The organism is Streptococcus infantis (assembly GCF_000963255.1).
GTDB lineage: Bacteria > Bacillota > Bacilli > Lactobacillales > Streptococcaceae > Streptococcus > Streptococcus nidrosiense.
In genome coordinates this window covers 85,486-102,230 of record NZ_JYOV01000009.1, presented here as the reverse complement: position 1 = coordinate 102,230, position 16,745 = coordinate 85,486, and the positions used below count along the sequence as shown (strand labels likewise).

15 protein-coding genes are annotated in these 16,745 nt (G+C 38.9%); 4 read left to right on the top strand and 11 right to left on the bottom strand.

Annotated elements, in window-relative coordinates:
• From TZ96_RS03630 to TZ96_RS10125, 4 genes are all read right to left on the bottom strand, one after another.
• Positions 1 to 6,194: Spy0128 family protein (locus TZ96_RS03630; protein ID WP_045762921.1), on the bottom strand; the 6,194-nt coding region annotated here is incomplete at its 3' end.
• A 410-nt stretch (positions 6,195 to 6,604) separates the two neighbouring features.
• Entirely contained in the window at positions 6,605 to 7,240 is a 636-nt protein-coding gene (locus TZ96_RS03625) for an SGNH/GDSL hydrolase family protein (RefSeq protein WP_045762920.1), read from the bottom strand.
• 1 nt (position 7,241) lies between these two features.
• Positions 7,242 to 8,069: a Cof-type HAD-IIB family hydrolase gene (locus tag TZ96_RS03620; RefSeq protein ID WP_045762919.1), complete on the bottom strand. Its 828-nt coding sequence runs from the start codon at positions 8,067 to 8,069 to the stop codon at positions 7,242 to 7,244.
• A 24-nt stretch (positions 8,070 to 8,093) separates the two neighbouring features.
• A complete protein-coding gene (locus TZ96_RS10125; RefSeq protein ID WP_075230461.1) occupies positions 8,094 to 9,413 on the bottom strand; it encodes a CapA family protein in 1,320 nt (439 codons plus the stop codon).
• A gap of 160 nt (positions 9,414 to 9,573) precedes the next feature.
• Between TZ96_RS10125 and def the strand changes: the two genes are divergently transcribed.
• Complete coding sequence (def, locus tag TZ96_RS03605) at positions 9,574 to 10,185, top strand: peptide deformylase (RefSeq protein ID WP_001272935.1); 612 nt, start codon at positions 9,574 to 9,576, stop codon at positions 10,183 to 10,185.
• A gap of 44 nt (positions 10,186 to 10,229) precedes the next feature.
• Entirely contained in the window at positions 10,230 to 10,958 is a 729-nt protein-coding gene (rlmB, locus tag TZ96_RS03600) for a 23S rRNA (guanosine(2251)-2'-O)-methyltransferase RlmB (RefSeq protein WP_045762928.1), read from the top strand.
• Between the two features lie 179 nt (positions 10,959 to 11,137).
• Here rlmB and trxB read toward each other — a convergent pair whose 3' ends face one another.
• From trxB to TZ96_RS03565, 7 genes are all read right to left on the bottom strand, one after another.
• On the bottom strand, positions 11,138 to 12,049 hold the full coding sequence (gene trxB, locus TZ96_RS03595) for a thioredoxin-disulfide reductase (RefSeq protein WP_045762918.1): 912 nt from the start codon (positions 12,047 to 12,049) through the stop codon (positions 11,138 to 11,140).
• A 65-nt stretch (positions 12,050 to 12,114) separates the two neighbouring features.
• Complete coding sequence (locus TZ96_RS03590; protein ID WP_000960970.1) at positions 12,115 to 12,339, bottom strand: DUF4059 family protein; 225 nt, start codon at positions 12,337 to 12,339, stop codon at positions 12,115 to 12,117.
• A gap of 79 nt (positions 12,340 to 12,418) precedes the next feature.
• Positions 12,419 to 13,162 (bottom strand): amino acid ABC transporter ATP-binding protein, encoded by a 744-nt coding sequence (locus TZ96_RS03585; RefSeq protein ID WP_045762917.1) that lies wholly within the window; start codon positions 13,160 to 13,162, stop codon positions 12,419 to 12,421.
• The gene (locus tag TZ96_RS03580) at positions 13,162 to 13,962 is read right to left on the bottom strand and encodes an amino acid ABC transporter permease (protein ID WP_045762916.1); all 801 of its coding nucleotides are present in this window, start codon (positions 13,960 to 13,962) and stop codon (positions 13,162 to 13,164) included. The genes TZ96_RS03585 and TZ96_RS03580 overlap by 1 nt, the downstream gene beginning before the upstream one ends.
• A gap of 156 nt (positions 13,963 to 14,118) precedes the next feature.
• Positions 14,119 to 14,475, bottom strand: coding sequence for a Spx/MgsR family RNA polymerase-binding regulatory protein (locus tag TZ96_RS03575; RefSeq protein ID WP_045762915.1), 357 nt, complete (start codon positions 14,473 to 14,475; stop codon positions 14,119 to 14,121).
• 10 nt (positions 14,476 to 14,485) lie between these two features.
• Positions 14,486 to 14,977 carry a methylated-DNA--[protein]-cysteine S-methyltransferase gene (locus tag TZ96_RS03570; RefSeq protein WP_198921489.1) on the bottom strand — a complete coding sequence of 164 codons (492 nt, stop codon included), beginning with the start codon at positions 14,975 to 14,977 and terminating at the stop codon, positions 14,486 to 14,488.
• A gap of 13 nt (positions 14,978 to 14,990) precedes the next feature.
• Positions 14,991 to 15,491, bottom strand: coding sequence for a GNAT family N-acetyltransferase (locus TZ96_RS03565; protein WP_045762913.1), 501 nt, complete (start codon positions 15,489 to 15,491; stop codon positions 14,991 to 14,993).
• A 134-nt stretch (positions 15,492 to 15,625) separates the two neighbouring features.
• Between TZ96_RS03565 and TZ96_RS03560 the strand changes: the two genes are divergently transcribed.
• Complete coding sequence (locus TZ96_RS03560) at positions 15,626 to 16,081, top strand: DUF1836 domain-containing protein (RefSeq protein WP_045762912.1); 456 nt, start codon at positions 15,626 to 15,628, stop codon at positions 16,079 to 16,081.
• Positions 16,071 to 16,718, top strand: coding sequence for a PAQR family membrane homeostasis protein TrhA (trhA, locus tag TZ96_RS03555; RefSeq protein WP_001097751.1), 648 nt, complete (start codon positions 16,071 to 16,073; stop codon positions 16,716 to 16,718). Before TZ96_RS03560 ends, trhA begins: the two co-directional genes overlap by 11 nt.
• Positions 16,719 to 16,745 lie beyond the last annotated feature (27 nt).

The window sequence follows — 16,745 nt, the reverse complement described above, 5'->3', positions numbered from 1 at the left end:
AGCTTGTCGCCTGTGATATCGAATTTCTCTTCAGAAACAACGTATTTCTCTGGTTGGAACTTAGGTTCTTCTGGAGGAGTTACGACGTTGTTAAATTCTTTATCCGCAATGTCGCCTACAGTCGCGATAAGAACTTTAGCTGTTCCATCGTGTTTCACTGTAACTGTTACATTCGCTTTCATGGTGTCGTATGTAACGGTTGCGTCTGTTCCTTTAACTTCTTCTACTGTGTAGTTGTGTACGCCTTCTTGACCTTTCTTGAATTCAAGAGCTTTGAACTTAACGTTACCAGCCGCATCGTTGCTTACAGTTTCAAGAGTCTTACCTTCTGAATCTTTAAGAACGAAGCTGAATTCGTTAGCTTTAAGCTCACGGCCTTCCAAGCGTTTAGTGAAGTTGAATTCCACTTCAACTGGAACGTTGTTGACACGTTTTTCAGTTGGTTTTTCTGGTTTTTCAACTTTCTTAGTAGTTGGGTTGTAGTAGTTGACTACTTGAGTCGCAGTATTTTCAATATCTACACCACCAGGTACATCAGCTTTCACTGTTGTTGGGATGTCGAACTTGTAGTAACGTCCGAATGCGAACTTAGTTGTATCGATGATTTGAGTATCTTCTGCGTCTCCAAGTGACTTAGTGAAGCCAGCTTTAAGAGTTGCAGTGATCACACCGTTGTTCACAGTGATGTCGAATTTATCTGTTACTTCTGCACCTGTTACTGAATCGTAAGCTTTGATCTTAGTAGAATCAAGTTCCAATTTAGCTTCATCGTAGTCATCTGAGATTCCTACTGATTGGATGTTGTCCTTGTTAGCTGCGTCAAATTTAGTTGTATCCAACCATACTTGGTAAACCAACTTGTCGCCACGTTTCACAGTCTTGGTGTTCAAGTTTTGAGCTTCGTTGTTATCAGTTTTATCTGCGTATGGGTTGGCATTTGTATCTGCGTACTTGTCTGCCAACTCTTTATCATCATCAACGAGCTTGTCGCCTGTGATATCGAATTTCTCTTCAGAAACAACGTATTTCTCTGGTTGGAACTTAGGTTCTTCTGGAGGAGTTACGACGTTGTTAAATTCTTTATCAGCTGGTTCAGTTACGTTAGCAACCAATGCTTTAGCTGTACCGTCATGAGATACTGTTACAGTTACTTCTGCCTTCATAGTATCGTAAGTGACAGTTGCGTCTGTACCTTTCACCTCTGTTACAAAGTATGTGTAAGTACCTTCTTGACCCTTCTTGTATTTAAGGGCAGTGACTTTTTCACCAGCTTTATTTGTGTACTCTACCGGAGAGAATTTAATCTTACCATCTGCATCGTTGGTTGCAGTCGCAATCACAATATTGTCGCTGTCTTTCAACTCGAATGTAAATTCGCCAGCTTTAAGCTCACGACCTTCCAAACGTTTTGTGAAGTTGAATTCTGCAGTGATTGGTACAGAGTTTACACGTTTTTGAGTTGGTTTTTCTGGTTTTTCAACAGATTTGCTTACTGGGTTATAAACATGAACGATTTGGTTGGCTTTATTTTCAATATCCACTCCACCGGCAACGTCATCTTTAACAGTTGCTGGGATATCAAATTTATAGTAGCGACCAAATGCAAATTTAGTTGTATCAATAACTTGTGTATTATCAACATCACCTAGTGATTTGTTTACAGAAGTCTTAGATGTTGCTGTAATGACACCATTTTCAACCTTAATGTCAAACTTGTCAGTTACGTCATCACCAGTTTCACTGTCATATGCTTTAATATCAGCAGCATTTACAGTTAATTTTTCTGAATCATAGGTATCAGAGATACCAACAGATTGGATGTTGTTTTTGTCAGTGAAGTTCTTAGTATCCAACCATACTTGGTAAACTAATTTATCACCACGTTCAACCGTCTTAGTATTGATGTTTTCTGCTTCGTTGTTTGAAGTTCCATCTGCATATGGGTTTGCATTTGTAGCAGTGTACTCATCAGTCAACTCATCGTCATCATCTACAAGTTTTGATCCTGTAATGTCAAATTTCTCTTTGTTAAGAACAAATTTTTCAGGTTGGAATTCAGGTGTTTCAGGAGGAGTGATCTTGTTGTTGAATTCTTTATCATCAGTTCCTTCTGTTGAAGTTCCATCAGCATTGACACCGCCAGTTGACGTTACGTTTGTTACAGTAGTCAAGGTATGACCATTCTTAGCAACTTCAACTGTGACTGTTGCTTTCATAGTATCATAAGTCATACCAAGCTCTTTAGTAGATGGGATAACTTCTTCTACTGTATAGGTATGAGTTCCAACTTTAGTATTATCAAATGATAATTCAGTAAATGTTACTGTTCCGTCAGCTTTATTTGTTACTGTTTCAAGAGTTTGACCAGTTGAATCTTTAAGAACAAAGCTAAATTCGCCGTCTTTAAGTTCACGACCTGCTAATTTCTTAGTAAAGTCAAATCTTGCAACAACTGGAGCTACATGGTAGTTATTGAACTCAGTATCATCCGGCATTGTAACTGCTGCATTCAAGAGGCCAGATGCAGCATCTTTCGTAACTGTTACGGTTACTTCTGCATTCATTGAATCATAGTCAATGTTTGTGTCAGTTCCAGCTACTTCACGTACAGTATAGGTATGAGTACCTTCTTTATCATAAGAAATCGCGTCAAACTGGATAGTTCCATCAGCCGCATTTTTCTTAGTTTGGATGACTTTGCCATTTTCAACTAATTCAAATGTGAAGGCATCCTTCGTAAGCTCTTTACCTTCAAGTTTCTTAGTAAACTTGAATTGTGCTTGTGTTGCAGTTGGTGTGAAGGTATTGTTAAATTCTTTATCTGCTGGAAGTGCTGCTACAGCAGTAAGAGCGTGACCTGATTTTGTAACAGTAACTGTCACGTTTGCCTTCATGGTATCGTAAGTCATGCCAGCTTCTTTTGTTTCTGGAATAACTTCTTCTACAGTGTAGTTATGATCACCGACTTGAGCATTCGTAAATGTCAAGGCGTCAAATTTAACATTACCAGCGGCATCGTTTTGTTTTGTTTGGATAACAGTGCCATCTTTGTCTTTCAATACAAAGCTAAATTCACCAGCCTTGAGTTTACGGCCTGCAAGAGCTTTGCTGAAGTCAAATTGAGCAGTTACAGGCGCCACAACGTGGTTGTTAAAGACTTTATCATCAGTACCAGTCGCTTCGCCACCTGTTGAAGTCATTTCAGTATTAGCTACTAGGAGACCTGTATTCTCATCTTTTGTAACTGTTACTTTAACTGCGATAGTCATTGCATCGTAGTCTACATCAGCTTTATTGCCTTTAACTTCTTTAACTGTGTAGTTGTAGACTCCTGCTTGGTCAAATGACAATTCGCTAAAGTTAATCTTACCATTAGCTTTATTTGTTACAGTTTCATTAACATTGTTATCACCAGTCAAAGTGAAGCTAAAGTCACCTGCATTCAAGTTACCATTTGAGAGTGATTTATCAAACTCAAGGTTTACTTTAACAGGAGATGGTGTGAAGGTATTGTTGAACTCTGTATCTGCAGGAAGTGTGTTTGTTGCTTTAAGAACATGACCTTCCTTAGTAACAGTGATTGTCACTTCAGCCTTCATAGTGTCATAAGTCATACCTTCTTCTTTAGTTGGTAAACCTGACACTTTATTTGTTGGGATAACTTCTTCAACAGTATACTTGTGTGTACCAACTTGAGTGTTGTCAAAGGTCAAATCGTCAAATGAGATAACACCAGCTGCATTATTTGTTTTCGTTTGGATTGTTTTACCAGTTGAATCTTTCAAGGCAAATGTAAATTCGCCATCTTTCAACTTACGGCCATCCAATTTCTTACTGAAGTCAAACTTAGTTTTAACTGGAGCTACAACATAGTTGTTGAATACCTTGTCATTTTCACCTTCAGCATGACCACCTGTTGATGTATAAACTGCCTGAACTTCAAGTTTATCTTGAGCATTTTGTGTAACGGTAACTGTGAGAGTAACCTCCATACCATCATAGTCAACATTCGTATCTGAACCAGCAACTTCTGTAATCTTATAAGTATAAGTACCTGGTTTTTCGAAAGTTAGTTCACTAAAGGTTGCCTTACCATTTTTGTTTGCAACAGTTTCTTGGTGTGTACCACCTTCTTGTTTAAGAGTAAAGTTAAAGTCACCATCGTTCAAAGTACGTCCTTCAAGAACTTTACTTACTTCAGGTGTATAAGTTACTGGTTCTACTTTTTCATAGTAGTAAACTGTTGATTTATAAGGTGTTAGACTATTCAACAAGTCAACGTTAATACCACTACTAAATATTCCTTTTACTAATTGTTCGTTTGAAATAGCGTAACCAATGTTGTCTCCCAAGAATGGTACAAATACTGTTTTCTTAGGTGTATACCCGGCAGCTGTTTGGAAGCCAAACTCAATTTCTTTACCATTTGGATAGTATACCCCATCTTTATCCGTGAAAGCAATTGTATTAAGAGGGGTTTTCTTAACAACCAAGTCTTCAGTGTTAGCATTTCCTGGTTTGATCGGTTTGGTTTCTGCAAGAAGCATATAACCATCGGTTTCTAATGTACCATCAGAACGTTTGCTCTGTTGTCTTGGATCAAGGAGATAAACACGAATAACAACTGTACCATCTTCTCCAACAATTTCTTTGATACGCTTAATGCCATAGCGGTCAGCATCCATAAATTTGCTACCAACTGTGTAAGGGCGAGAAGCGTAACCAGTCATGCTATCTGTATCCGCTTTTTGGTAAAGCTTGTAACCAGCAAATTTACGTTCACCAGAAGCAGTGAAATTTTGACCTTCTGTAGCAGTCAAGGTGTACTTAGCTAGTTCAACTTCATTTCCGTTTGCTACATAGTCTTGAACTGTTGTATCTGTTTTGTTAGCCTTGTAGGTAGAGTTTGACTTGTCTACAACCTTATAGTAAGTCGTTTTAGCCACTACCTTTGGAAGTTTGAAGTTACTGTCAGTAATCGTACGTCCATTGTAAGCAGGTTCTACGACGTTCATCACGTCTGTAGAAGTACGAGCATTATAAACGGCAGTATATCGCGCTTGTTCATCAGGAGTAAGTGTGTGTCCCGGTGCTACTAAAGATGTAATACTATCCCCAACTTTATAGCCGACTTGCAAAAAAGGCTCGTCAGTTTTATCACCAGCTGTCCCCTTACCTGCTTGGTAATCAATTTGGAAGGTCAACTCAGAATTTGACTTGGTTGCAGTTGTCGTAAATTGTTGAACACCACTAGTAGCAGTGATAGTCTTCGTTTCAACTACTGCACCAGTTGTCTTATCAATCAATTCCGCAACAGAATCAGTTGAGTCACTAAAGTTCTTATAGATACGAACGTAGTAGTTAGTATTGTAGCGTTCATTGAATTTTGTAAGGTCTAAGATACTAAATGTATAGTAATCTCCAGCTTTTCTTTCATAACCAGCAGGCACATTCTGTGATTTAACAGTTGCACCAGCAGGATCTGACATATCTGGATCCGCTACTTCACCGTCCTTAAGTGTAGCTGATGTTGCTATTGCTTCTGTATTATGGTCAGTTGCAGCACGACGGTTACGGCGACGACCACCATTTGTAGCCAAAGCGCCCGCATTGACAGTGTTCTCAGCTGCCAAAGCAAGTGTTTCTGTATCTACTAGTGGTTTTGCTTCAACATTTGCTGCACTAGCAGTTGTATCAAGGCTAGTTGCTTCAGCTACAGCTGAAAGTTCTGATTTAGGCTCTGATTTGTCCTCTGATTTAGATTCAGTCTTTTCTTCTGCCTTAGGCTTAGTTGTTACAACTTCTTCTTTTGAAGCAGTTTCTGCTACTGGTTTAGAAGATTCTGGTTTTGCCTCAGGAATAACAGATGTTTTTTCCTCAGCTTTTTCAGCTTTTGTTTCTTCTGATTTTACTTCTTCAGACTTAACTTCAGGTATTGATGTTTCTGGCTTAACTTCTGAAGTTTCGGAATTAGCTGAAGTTACCACATCCGTTGATGGCTCTTTCAACTTTTCCTTGTCGTCCTTATTGCCGACTAGTTCAGTATTCTCAGCATTTTGCTTTGCTACAATCTCAGCAGCATTTACAGCACTACCGTTAGCCATCATGAAGCTAAGGGTTGTTCCTAAGAAAACTGATGTGACACCAACTTTGTATTTTCTTAAAGAAAATCGTTGTTGCTCTCTTCTTATCATGTGATAAGCTCTCCTTTTTTAACATTTTAACTAATAATATGTAAGTTTATTGACTTTTTACAGAAAAGAAAATGGTCTTCCCCACATTACCAGTAACGCTAACAGTATACCATATCGTAGCCTTTTAAATCAAGAAAAACAGAATTAACATCATTCTCTTTTTGTAATTATTATTCATTTTTACGACAATTAATTCAACTTAAATAAATGTTTGTTGATGTCGTTTTTTTTATCCAATCGTATTATTACAACTTTTATATCTACATATCACCTTCATCCAATGATGTTTTCTATATAAAAAGCTCTAAACATTTAAATTAAATATTTTTTTATTCAATTCAAATGTTTAGAGTAAATTTTATTTTTGTAAAATTACTGATTACAAGATAGATATCTGATAAAGACTGATCCTAAAATATATATTTTCTTAAAATATTTGATAAAGCTTGATAACCTGAAACACTGAGGTGAAGACCATCCGTTGTGTAGTCTTCCTTGAGTTGTCCTTCCTGATCGAGTAGGTTCTCGAAAACAGGCACAAAGTCAACCTGCATATAGGCAGAGGCAAGATCTTGATAGGCTTGGTTCCAGGCCTTGATTTTCTCATTAGTACGAATATAAACAGTCTGCTTGAAGTCCGTACTCTCATTGACCGGTAAAATGGAAACTAGCTTTATCTGTGACAATGGATAGTCGCGAGAAATGGTTTGAATCACGCTCTCAAGATTGTTTAGCGCTTCATTCATTGGAACATCTTTTCCAATGTCATTTGTCCCAATCAAAAGTACAATTTGATCCACCGCATCGCCATAGAGATGAGCATCAAGATTTTCTCGTAAAAGTCCCGTCTGGTAGCCTCGAATCCCTCGATTCACAATGGTTTTTGACGTTTCCAATAATTCTTGCAAGGGATAATATTCAATAATGGAATCCCCGATAAAAATGATATCTGGTTCAATTACCGAAATTTGATTAAGTTCACGATACTTGGTTTGAATTTTCTCTTGCTCTTTTAAGAGCCAGTTCTCTAATAATTGTACTGCCAAGTTATTCTCCTTCTTCTAGCCAGTTTTCTAAAACTTGGTAAACACCTGCCTGACTGTTAGCTGGCGCTATTTTGGTGGCTACTTCTTTGACAGTCTCCTCTGCATTTTCCATGGCATATGAAATACCTGCCAACTCTAACATTTCAATGTCATTTTCACTATCACCAAAGGCCATAATTTGTTCAGGTTTCAAGTCCCAACGTTTGAGTAATTCTTTTAAGCCCCATGCCTTATGAATCCCATCTTGTAAGATATCAATACAGCCGTAGCCACTCGAAACAGCTCGAACATGACCATCAAACAAGTCATTGATTTCCTGTAAAACAGAATTTGAACGTTCTTCACCAACAACCATACTCATCTTAAGGACACCTCCAAAGAGACTGGAATCAAATTCATCAACAAAGTGCATTCGTTGATAAAATTTCTCTATCATCTCCGAAGTCATAAATTTATCAAGTTCTGTAAAAACAGTTCCTTCCTTGACAAAACCACCATTCATAGCAGTTACGACAAACTGATCCTGACACTCTCTGCCTTTAAAATGGCCCAAAGCCCTATCAACCATAGCATCGTCCCAAGTCTGAGCTTGAATCAATTGATCATTTTCGAATATACGAGCGCCATTAGCAACCACGAGAACTACTCTATCTGCTAGATGTCCCAGTAATTGTCGCATTCGATGAACTTCATTTCCAGTTGCAATGACAAAACGAACATCTCGTTGATCTAGCTGATCTAAAATTTTCTCTAGTCGAGGTAGGTCCAGTCGTCCTTGAGGATCCAACAAAGTACCGTCCATATCCGTCGCTATTATCTTAATTTCCATTGTGTCTCCTTGTGGTCCAAGTCACTACCACTTCAAACCTACATGCTCGTTCATTTCTTTATATGCTGTATCAATCCTTTGCTTTGTGTCCTCGTCTAACTGACTACGGTATTTCCCGCCCTCTATAAAATCTTCCAAGATATAGGTTTGGTAAAGATAGAGTGGGTAGCCTTCTGGAGAATAGCCTCCCTTTGGAGTACGACTCACCCAGCTTGGATGGGCTTGGGCCGTCTCAATAGTCGTTTTTCCGGATTTCTTCTTAATAGTCACATCCATGAGGACTCCACGTTCCGTCCACTTGGCATTTTCAACATCCTGCATGGTTTCAATCCGTTGATTTGAGATAAAATTCCCCATAGAGTAGATGATAAGCTTTTTATCACCGTCTTTTTCAACCGTTTCAGCTGGTTCAACAACGTGAGGGTGACCACCAAAGATAATATCAGCTCCCCAATCAATCATTTTATGGTAAAGTTTCTTTTGCTCCTCAGTCGGCTCAATTTGATACTCAACTCCCATCTGAGGCATGATAATTGTAATATCCGCCTCCTTCTCTGCTCGTTCAATTTCAGCCTTCATTTTATCTTCGTCTAAGTCTGAAAGATAACGATTATAATCCTCTTGAGAAATGCTTTGTTCAATACCATTAAAACCATAGGAATAAGCTAAAATAGCAACTTTAATACCATTAACTTCCTTGATAAGTAAAGGCGCCTTATCTCGTGATTCATGGGTATAGACCCCGACCGGAGTCATTCCTGCCTTTTCAATAGCATCTGCAGTTGAAACCACTCCCTCAATCTGAGAATCCAAGATATGATTATGAGCCAAGTCTAGCACTTGATAGCCCGCATCTTTTATAGCATCCATAACTTCACCAGGTGCATTAAACAAGGGATAGCCTGCAAGATAATGGTCTTTATTTACAGTTCCTTCAAAATCACCAAGAACTAAGTCTGCTTGCTTCAGCCAAGGTTTTACATACTCAAAATTATCATGAAAATCATAGGTGCCATCTGATTTTTTGGCTGAAATGTAGATAATATCATGATAGAGCAAATCACCATTGGCCATGATCCGAGCACTTGTTTCTTGTTCCGTCTCTGCATTCTTTGCCTGAGAACTTGACTGTTGGTGTGTGGAACTTGGATCACTACTGCTTAAAGAAATCCCTCGAGCTCCTTCCACTAATAAAGTAAGCAGCATCGAGATAACTACCGAAGCTAACAAGACCACAATAAAAGTGCGATTATTCCACTGCTTATAGTTCCTGAAAAAACGAACAGAATGTCTAATAGCTTGTAAAACGAGACCACTTTTTCTTCTACTACTACGTTGTTCCATAACTTTTCTCCCATAATTTTAAAGTCATATTTCTCATTCTATTATACCACAGACAAATAGGTATTTCCTTTTATTCTATAATTTTTTAACAGCTTCTGTGACTTTCTTTCTCGTCTGTTTTGTGTTATCATGTAATTGTAATGGAAGGAAAGGAAAGAATATGTCTGCTATAGAACGAATTACCAAAGCTGCTCATTTAATCGATATGAAAGATATTATCCGCGAAGGGAACCCTACTCTTCGTGCCGTTGCCGAGGAGGTCTCTTTCCCCTTGAGCGACCAAGATATCATTCTTGGAGAAAAAATGATGCAATTTTTGAAACACTCGCAAGATCCTGTTATGGCTGAAAAATTAGGGCTACGTGGAGGTGTTGGGCTTGCTGCACCACAGCTGGATATCTCAAAACGCATCATCGCCGTACTGGTACCAAATATCACCGAGGAAGGTGAAACTCCTCAAGAAGCCTATGACTTACAAGCTGTTATGTACAATCCTAAAATCGTCTCACACTCAGTTCAAGATGCTGCTCTAGGTGAAGGAGAAGGTTGCTTGTCTGTTGACCGTGCTGTTCCAGGTTATGTTATCCGCCATGCTCGAGTAACTGTTGACTATTTTGATAAAGATGGAGAAAAGCACCGCATCAAACTAAAAGGCTATAATTCTATTGTAGTTCAACATGAAATTGACCACTTAAATGGCATTATGTTCTACGATCGTATCAATGAAAAAGATCCATTTGAAGTTAAAGATGGTTTGCTCATTCTTGAATAAAGAAAATCCCGTTGCAAGACGGGATTTTGTGTTATAATGAAGATATGAAAATAAACGATATTGTCTATGGCGTTCATGCCGTCACAGAAGCTCTTTTAGCAAATACTGGAAACAAACTCTATCTTCAGGAAGATTTACGAGGAAAGAATGTAGAAAAAGTTAAGGAATTGGCTACTGAAAAGAAAGTATCCATTTCTTGGACTTCTAAAAAATCACTTTCTGAGATGACTGAAGGAGCTGTTCACCAAGGTTTTGTCTTGCGCGTTTCTGAATTTGCCTATACTGAACTTGAGCAAATTCTTGCTAAAACACGCCAGGAAGAAAACCCACTACTACTAATCCTTGATGGTTTAACGGACCCACATAATCTCGGTTCTATCTTGAGAACAGCGGATGCAACTAATGTTTCAGGTGTCATCATTCCCAAACATCGAGCTGTCGGTGTTACTCCTGTCGTAGCAAAAACAGCAACAGGTGCGATTGAACACGTTCCCATTGCCCGCGTTACCAATCTCAGCCAAACCTTGGACAAACTCAAGGATGAAGGCTTCTGGACATTTGGTACTGATATGAACGGAACTCCTTGCCACAAATGGAATACAAGTGGTAAAGTCGCCCTCATCATCGGAAATGAAGGCAAAGGTATCTCAAGCAACATCAAGAAACAAGTAGACGAGATGATCACCATTCCTATGAATGGTCACGTACAGAGCCTCAATGCCAGTGTTGCTGCTGCCATTCTCATGTACGAAGTCTTTAGAAATCGACTCTAATAAAAAGTGAGGTTGGGACAAAAGATCCCGACCTCACTTTTTATTAGCAATCAAACTTTGACGCGGTAGCTGATTGAACTTTTTGTTCGTCTTTTAAACTCCAAAAAGTTCTAATCATACCCGCGGGCTGGGACTACGAAATCGAGACTTTGTCTATCGATTTCTGTCCCACCGCCTTTTTAACTATGTTCAGTAATATATTTATAAGCTTCTTGACCTGCAATAGCGCCATCTCCAACTGCAGTTGTGACTTGACGAAGGTCTTTTTGACGAACATCACCAACAGCAAAAATACCTGCAACACTTGTCTTCATGTGGTCATCTGTCACAATCCAACCTGCTTGGTCTCGAATCTGCAACTCTTGGACAAAGTCACTAACAGGGTCTAAACCAACATAGATGAAGACACCACCAAAGGCTTGTTCTGTCACTTGTCCTGTTTTAACATTTTCAATGGCAACCGACTCAACACGGTTTTCACCCTTGATTTCTTTGACAACCGAATCCCAAATGAAGTTGATTTTTTCATTGGCAAAAGCACGATCTTGCAAGACCTTTTGGGCACGTAGTTCATCCCGACGGTGAACAATGGTAACAGATTTTGCAAATCGTGTTAAGAAGATAGCCTCTTCAACCGCGGAGTCACCTCCACCTACGACCAACAAATCTTGGTCGCGGAAAAAGGCTCCATCACAAACCGCACAGTAAGAAACACCACGGCTATTGAGTTCTTCTTCACCTGGAACTCCCAAGAGACGGTGTTTGGAACCAGTCGCTACGATAACTGTGCGAGTTTCATAAACTTGGTCGTCTGTTACGACTTTTTTGAATTCGCCATGATCCTCAACATTTTCAACGAAGCCATAGAGATGTTCAACACCTAGATTTTCAAGAGGTTCAAACATCTTTTCTGCTAATTCTGGGCCACTGATATTAGCATAACCTGGATAGTTTTCAATGTCAGAAGTATTATTCATCTGACCTCCTGGAAGGCCCCCTTCAATCAAAGCCACTTTCAGATTACTGCGTGCCGCATACAAGGCTGCAGTCATCCCAGCAGGACCTGCACCGATAATAATCGTATCGTACATTCTCTTTCCTTCTTTCTTGTTGTAACTATTTTTATTCTAACGAATTAAATCCCATTTTACAACTATTAAGCCTTGAGAACCAACAAGATGCTCATGGTTGCAAATGACAATACTGGAATGGTTAAAACTCCAATCATAATCATATCGTAGAGATGGGCTTGACGTGCTTTAGCAGTTTTGTCAACCCCCGACAGAGCTCTAAGTCCAATCCAGAGTCCCAAAATAATCAAGACCAGTAGAATTGTCAACACTAAACTCTCTAAATACAAAGCAAATAGCTGAACTAGCATGCTCTCTCTCATTTCTATTAATTTTAAAGAGCAAACCCAGTTAGCCTAGCCAACTGAGTCTTTCTTATCTTCTATTATATCAAATATAGGTCCGTTTGTAACTAGCAAAGAATTCTTTTGTTCGTTCTTCTTTAGGATGATTGATAATCTCATCTGGTGTTCCAGACTCAATAATCTTTCCTTTATCCAAGAACAAAACCTTATCAGCTACCTGAGAAACAAAGGACATATCGTGACTAACCAAAATCATAGTTTGACCTGATTTGGCAGCATTAGCAATAGATCGTTCTACCTCACCAACTAATTCTGGATCAAGAGCTGAAGTAGGTTCATCCAAGAGCAAGATTGCTGGCTTCATGGCTAAAGCACGCGCCAAAGCTACCCGTTGTTTTTGTCCACCTGATAAGTGGCGAGGATAGTGCTGTTGACGATCAGAAAGACCAACCTTAGCCAACTCTTCTTTGGCAATCTTAGTTGCTTCTTCGTCGGAAAGTTTTTTAACAACTACCAAACCTTCCTTGACATTATCTAAGGCTGTTCTACGTTCAAATAAGTTGAACTGTTGGAATACCATAGACAACTTGCGTCGAAGAGTCAAGATTTCATCTTGAGTAATTTGAGAAAAGTCGACTTTAAAGTCATCAATCTGAATACTTCCACTATCAGGTGTTTCCAGATAATTTAGGCTACGAAGAAAGGTAGATTTTCCTGCTCCAGATGAACCAATCAAAGCAACTACTTCCCCTTTTTGAATATCTAAATTCAGATGATCCAAGACGGTTTGACCTGAAAAGGATTTGCTTAAATTTGAAATCTTAATCATTAGCGAAGGTCTCCTTTCACATCTGTTTTCACATTATCTGGTGCTTCGATGGCCATTTTTCTCTCAATGAAGCGACCAAGATTTTCAATAGCGATATTTACCACCCAGTATACAAGGGCAACTGAGATGAAACGTTCGAAGTAACGGTAGTCGGCACCACCCAAAATCTGAGCTTGTGCAAAGACTTCTACAACACCTGCACTAAAGGCTAGGGAAGTACCCTTAGTCAAACCGATTAGGGAGTTAATCAAGGTTGGAGTCGCTACTACCGCTGCATTTGGAATAATCACACGACGATAGACTTGAGCACGTGTCATCCCAAGACTACGAGCGGCTTCAATCTCTCCAGGATTGACAGAAAGAATAGCAGCACGGATAGTTTCACTAGCGTAAGCTGCTTCGTTAAAAGCAAAAGCTACAATAGCAAAAGCTGCTGCCGGAATCGCATTGATATTAAAAGCAGTCCCCCATTGTTGATTCAACGCTTTTAATGCTAGAGGAATTCCATAGTAAGTCAACATCAGCTGCACTAGGATTGGTGTCCCTTTTAAGAAACTAACAAAAAATGCTTGTAATGGATAAAGAATTCTAACGCGATTAATTTTTACAATAGCAAAAACCAAGGCCAAGATGATACCAAAAAAAGCACCAAATACTGTCAACATCAATGTTGTTGGCAATTGTTGTACAATTCTTGGAATCCCATCAAAGACAGAACGAAAACTAAACAGTTTACCGTCTGGAATATACTGCATCAAGTTTTGGTACCAATCTGATGCTAAAAGTGTTGTAACATTCATAGAAACATCCTCTCCTGATAATGAATCATTCTATCATACTTCTGCCTAGATTTAAAATATTTGCTACGTGCAGAAGAGACTTTGTCTACCTACTAGTTTATCATACTTTAAAAGTGTGAGGTTATATATTTTACCTATCAAGGAGATAGAAAAAAACTATTTCAAATCCAAGTTATCGTAGGTTTTACGATAGCCGATTTGTTTAACAACACCATTCTCCACTAATATTGGACGTTTTAATAACATACCATCACTGGCCAAGAGTTTGGCTGCTTCTTTATTGGATAAAGTCCCAACCTTATCTTTTAAGCCCAGTTCACGGTATTTAATTCCACTGGTATTGAAAAATTGCTTCAACTCAAATCCTGAAGTTTCGATCCAGTTTAAAATGACCTTTTCACTTGGAGTTTCTTCTACAATATGAACATCTTTATAATCTAGCCCGAGTTGATCTAATTCCTTTTTCGCTTTCTTACAAGTTGTACATTTTGGGTATTCGATAAATTCTAACATTTTTTTCTTTCTATTCCTTATTTTCTTGAAATGCTGCACCTTCATGCTTTAAGAGCCAAGCCTTCTTGTCAATTCCTGAAGCATAGCCTGTTAGACGATTACCAGCACCGAGTACGCGGTGACAAGGGACAAGAATAGACCAGGGATTGCGTCCTACTGCTCCTCCGATTGCTTGTGCAGAAGCTACTTGCAAGTCCTTAGCTATTTGTCCATAAGTAACAGTCTGACCAAAAGGAATTTCCCGCAAGTAGTTCCAGACTCTTTTTTCAAAGTCACTACCAACAGGAGCCAAAGGTAACTGAGACAAATTTTGATTTTGTCCTTTAAAATAAGCATCTAAATAGCTAGCAATTTGACTTAAGATTGGATGATTTTCCACCTCAACTAGATTACCTACCGACAAGCCTCTCTCAAAATAACTCTGTGCTTCAACCCATATCCCATACAGATAGTGATCATCAGCTACCAGAGATATGATGCCAATTGGAGAACTGTACAGCATCTTTGCATACTGCTTAGGCATTTGATTTTAATTTTTGATAGGCCAAACGTTCCCCATCTACTGGAACTTTACCGACCTGTTTAAAACCAAGCTTTTCAAAGATATGTTGCATGGCCTTGTTTTTATCATGTGTATCTGAACGAAAATCTAGGTAATCAAAGCCTTCAATCAAGCCTTCCAAGAAGGTCTGCGCAACACCTTGCCCTTGGACATCACTAGCGACAGCAATACGGTGAAAAACTAGATACTCTGACTCTCTTCCTTCCCAGCTTCCATCATAAATGGCTTCATAGGCTTTTTCTGGACTCTTGGTTACTGCTGCATAAGCTAAGAGTTCTCCTTCTTCCAGGGCTACATAAGCCTGACCTGAGATAATATCTTCGATAATCGTGTCGGCATTTGGGTAACCATTTTGCCATTGGGTGCTACCAGCTTCCGCCAAGCTTTTTTTAGCTTCCTCGATCACCTGCATAATTGCATCTACTTCGTTTGGAAAGGCTAAACGAATTTCCATCTTATCTCCTCTTTTCTGACTAGTTTCTCTCATCATAGCATAATTTAAGGCTTTCTACAAGCAGTTAAAACTTGACTTTTTATTTCTATTATTTTATAATCTAGTTATCAAAACTAGATAAACAGGAGTTGGAAATGAAATCTACTTTTTCCTACCCAGAATGGGACGAAATTCCAAACATTGATCTCTATTTGGATCAGGTCCTACTTTATGTAAATAAAGTTTGTTCCCCTATTTCTCTTGCTAAAGAGAAAGGTTTAACTGCATCAATGGTGAACAACTATGTCAAACACGGCTATATCACCAAACCTGAAAAGAAAAAATACCAACGCAAACAAATCGCCCGATTGATTGCTATCACAACGCTCAAGTCTGTTTTTTCAATCCAGGAAATTGCTCAAACCCTAAACACCCTACACACAGAGACTAACTCACAAGAACTTTACAATGCTTTTGTGGACTATATGAATGAAGACCTAGACCCAGCTAATCCAATCATTCAAGCAAGCTGTCAAACGGTCAAACTTTATCATCAAACACTAGCACTAGTCTATACAGAAAATGAAGAGGAGGAAACAAATGAATACTAGTTTTAAACTCAGTAAACGCCTTAGTTTTGGAGAAGAAATAGCAAACAGTGTCACCCATGCTGTAGGGGCACTTATCATGCTGATTTTGCTCCCTATCTCATCGACATATAGTTATGAAGCTCATGGATTTTTATCATCGATTGGTGTGTCGATTTTCGTTATTAGCCTCTTTCTCATGTTCCTTTCATCGACCATCTATCATTCTATGGCTTATGGTTCCACTCATAAGTATGTCTTGCGCATTATCGACCATTCCATGATTTATGTTGCGATTGCAGGTTCTTATACTCCTGTCGTTTTGACCTTGATGAATAACTGGTTTGGTTACCTGATTATTGCTATCCAGTGGGGAACAACTATTTTTGGTATTCTTTATAAAATCTTTGCCAAAAAAGTCAATGAAAAATTTAGTCTAATTCTCTACTTAATCATGGGTTGGTTAGTTGTGGCTATCCTACCAGCAATCATCAGTCAAACAAATCCAATCTTTTGGACTCTTATGGTATCAGGTGGTCTTTGCTATACAGTTGGTGCTGGATTTTACGCTAAGAAGAAACCATACTTCCACATGATCTGGCATCTCTTCATCCTAGCAGCTTCTGCTCTCCAATACATTGCCATTGTTTATTACATGTAAAAATAGGCCGGGAAAATCCCGACCTAT

Bases quoted from the DNA above. Each gene is read 5' to 3' on its own strand.
- rlmB (WP_045762928.1), top strand. From the start codon at position 10,230: ATGAAAATAAACGATATTGTCTATGGCGTTCATGCCGTCACAGAAGCT.
- TZ96_RS03565 (WP_045762913.1), bottom strand. From the start codon at position 15,491: ATGGAAATTCGTTTAGCCTTTCCAAACGAAGTAGATGCAATTATGCAG.
- TZ96_RS03560 (WP_045762912.1), top strand. From the start codon at position 15,626: ATGAAATCTACTTTTTCCTACCCAGAATGGGACGAAATTCCAAACATT.
- trhA (WP_001097751.1), top strand. From the start codon at position 16,071: ATGAATACTAGTTTTAAACTCAGTAAACGCCTTAGTTTTGGAGAAGAA.
- TZ96_RS10125 (WP_075230461.1), bottom strand. From the start codon at position 9,413: ATGGAACAACGTAGTAGTAGAAGAAAAAGTGGTCTCGTTTTACAAGCT.
- trxB (WP_045762918.1), bottom strand. From the start codon at position 12,049: ATGTACGATACGATTATTATCGGTGCAGGTCCTGCTGGGATGACTGCA.
- TZ96_RS03575 (WP_045762915.1), bottom strand. From the start codon at position 14,475: ATGTTAGAATTTATCGAATACCCAAAATGTACAACTTGTAAGAAAGCG.
- TZ96_RS03590 (WP_000960970.1), bottom strand. From the start codon at position 12,339: ATGCTAGTTCAGCTATTTGCTTTGTATTTAGAGAGTTTAGTGTTGACA.
- TZ96_RS03585 (WP_045762917.1), bottom strand. From the start codon at position 13,162: ATGATTAAGATTTCAAATTTAAGCAAATCCTTTTCAGGTCAAACCGTC.
- TZ96_RS03620 (WP_045762919.1), bottom strand. From the start codon at position 8,069: ATGGAAATTAAGATAATAGCGACGGATATGGACGGTACTTTGTTGGAT.
- TZ96_RS03580 (WP_045762916.1), bottom strand. From the start codon at position 13,962: ATGAATGTTACAACACTTTTAGCATCAGATTGGTACCAAAACTTGATG.
- TZ96_RS03570 (WP_198921489.1), bottom strand. From the start codon at position 14,977: ATGCTGTACAGTTCTCCAATTGGCATCATATCTCTGGTAGCTGATGAT.
- def (WP_001272935.1), top strand. From the start codon at position 9,574: ATGTCTGCTATAGAACGAATTACCAAAGCTGCTCATTTAATCGATATG.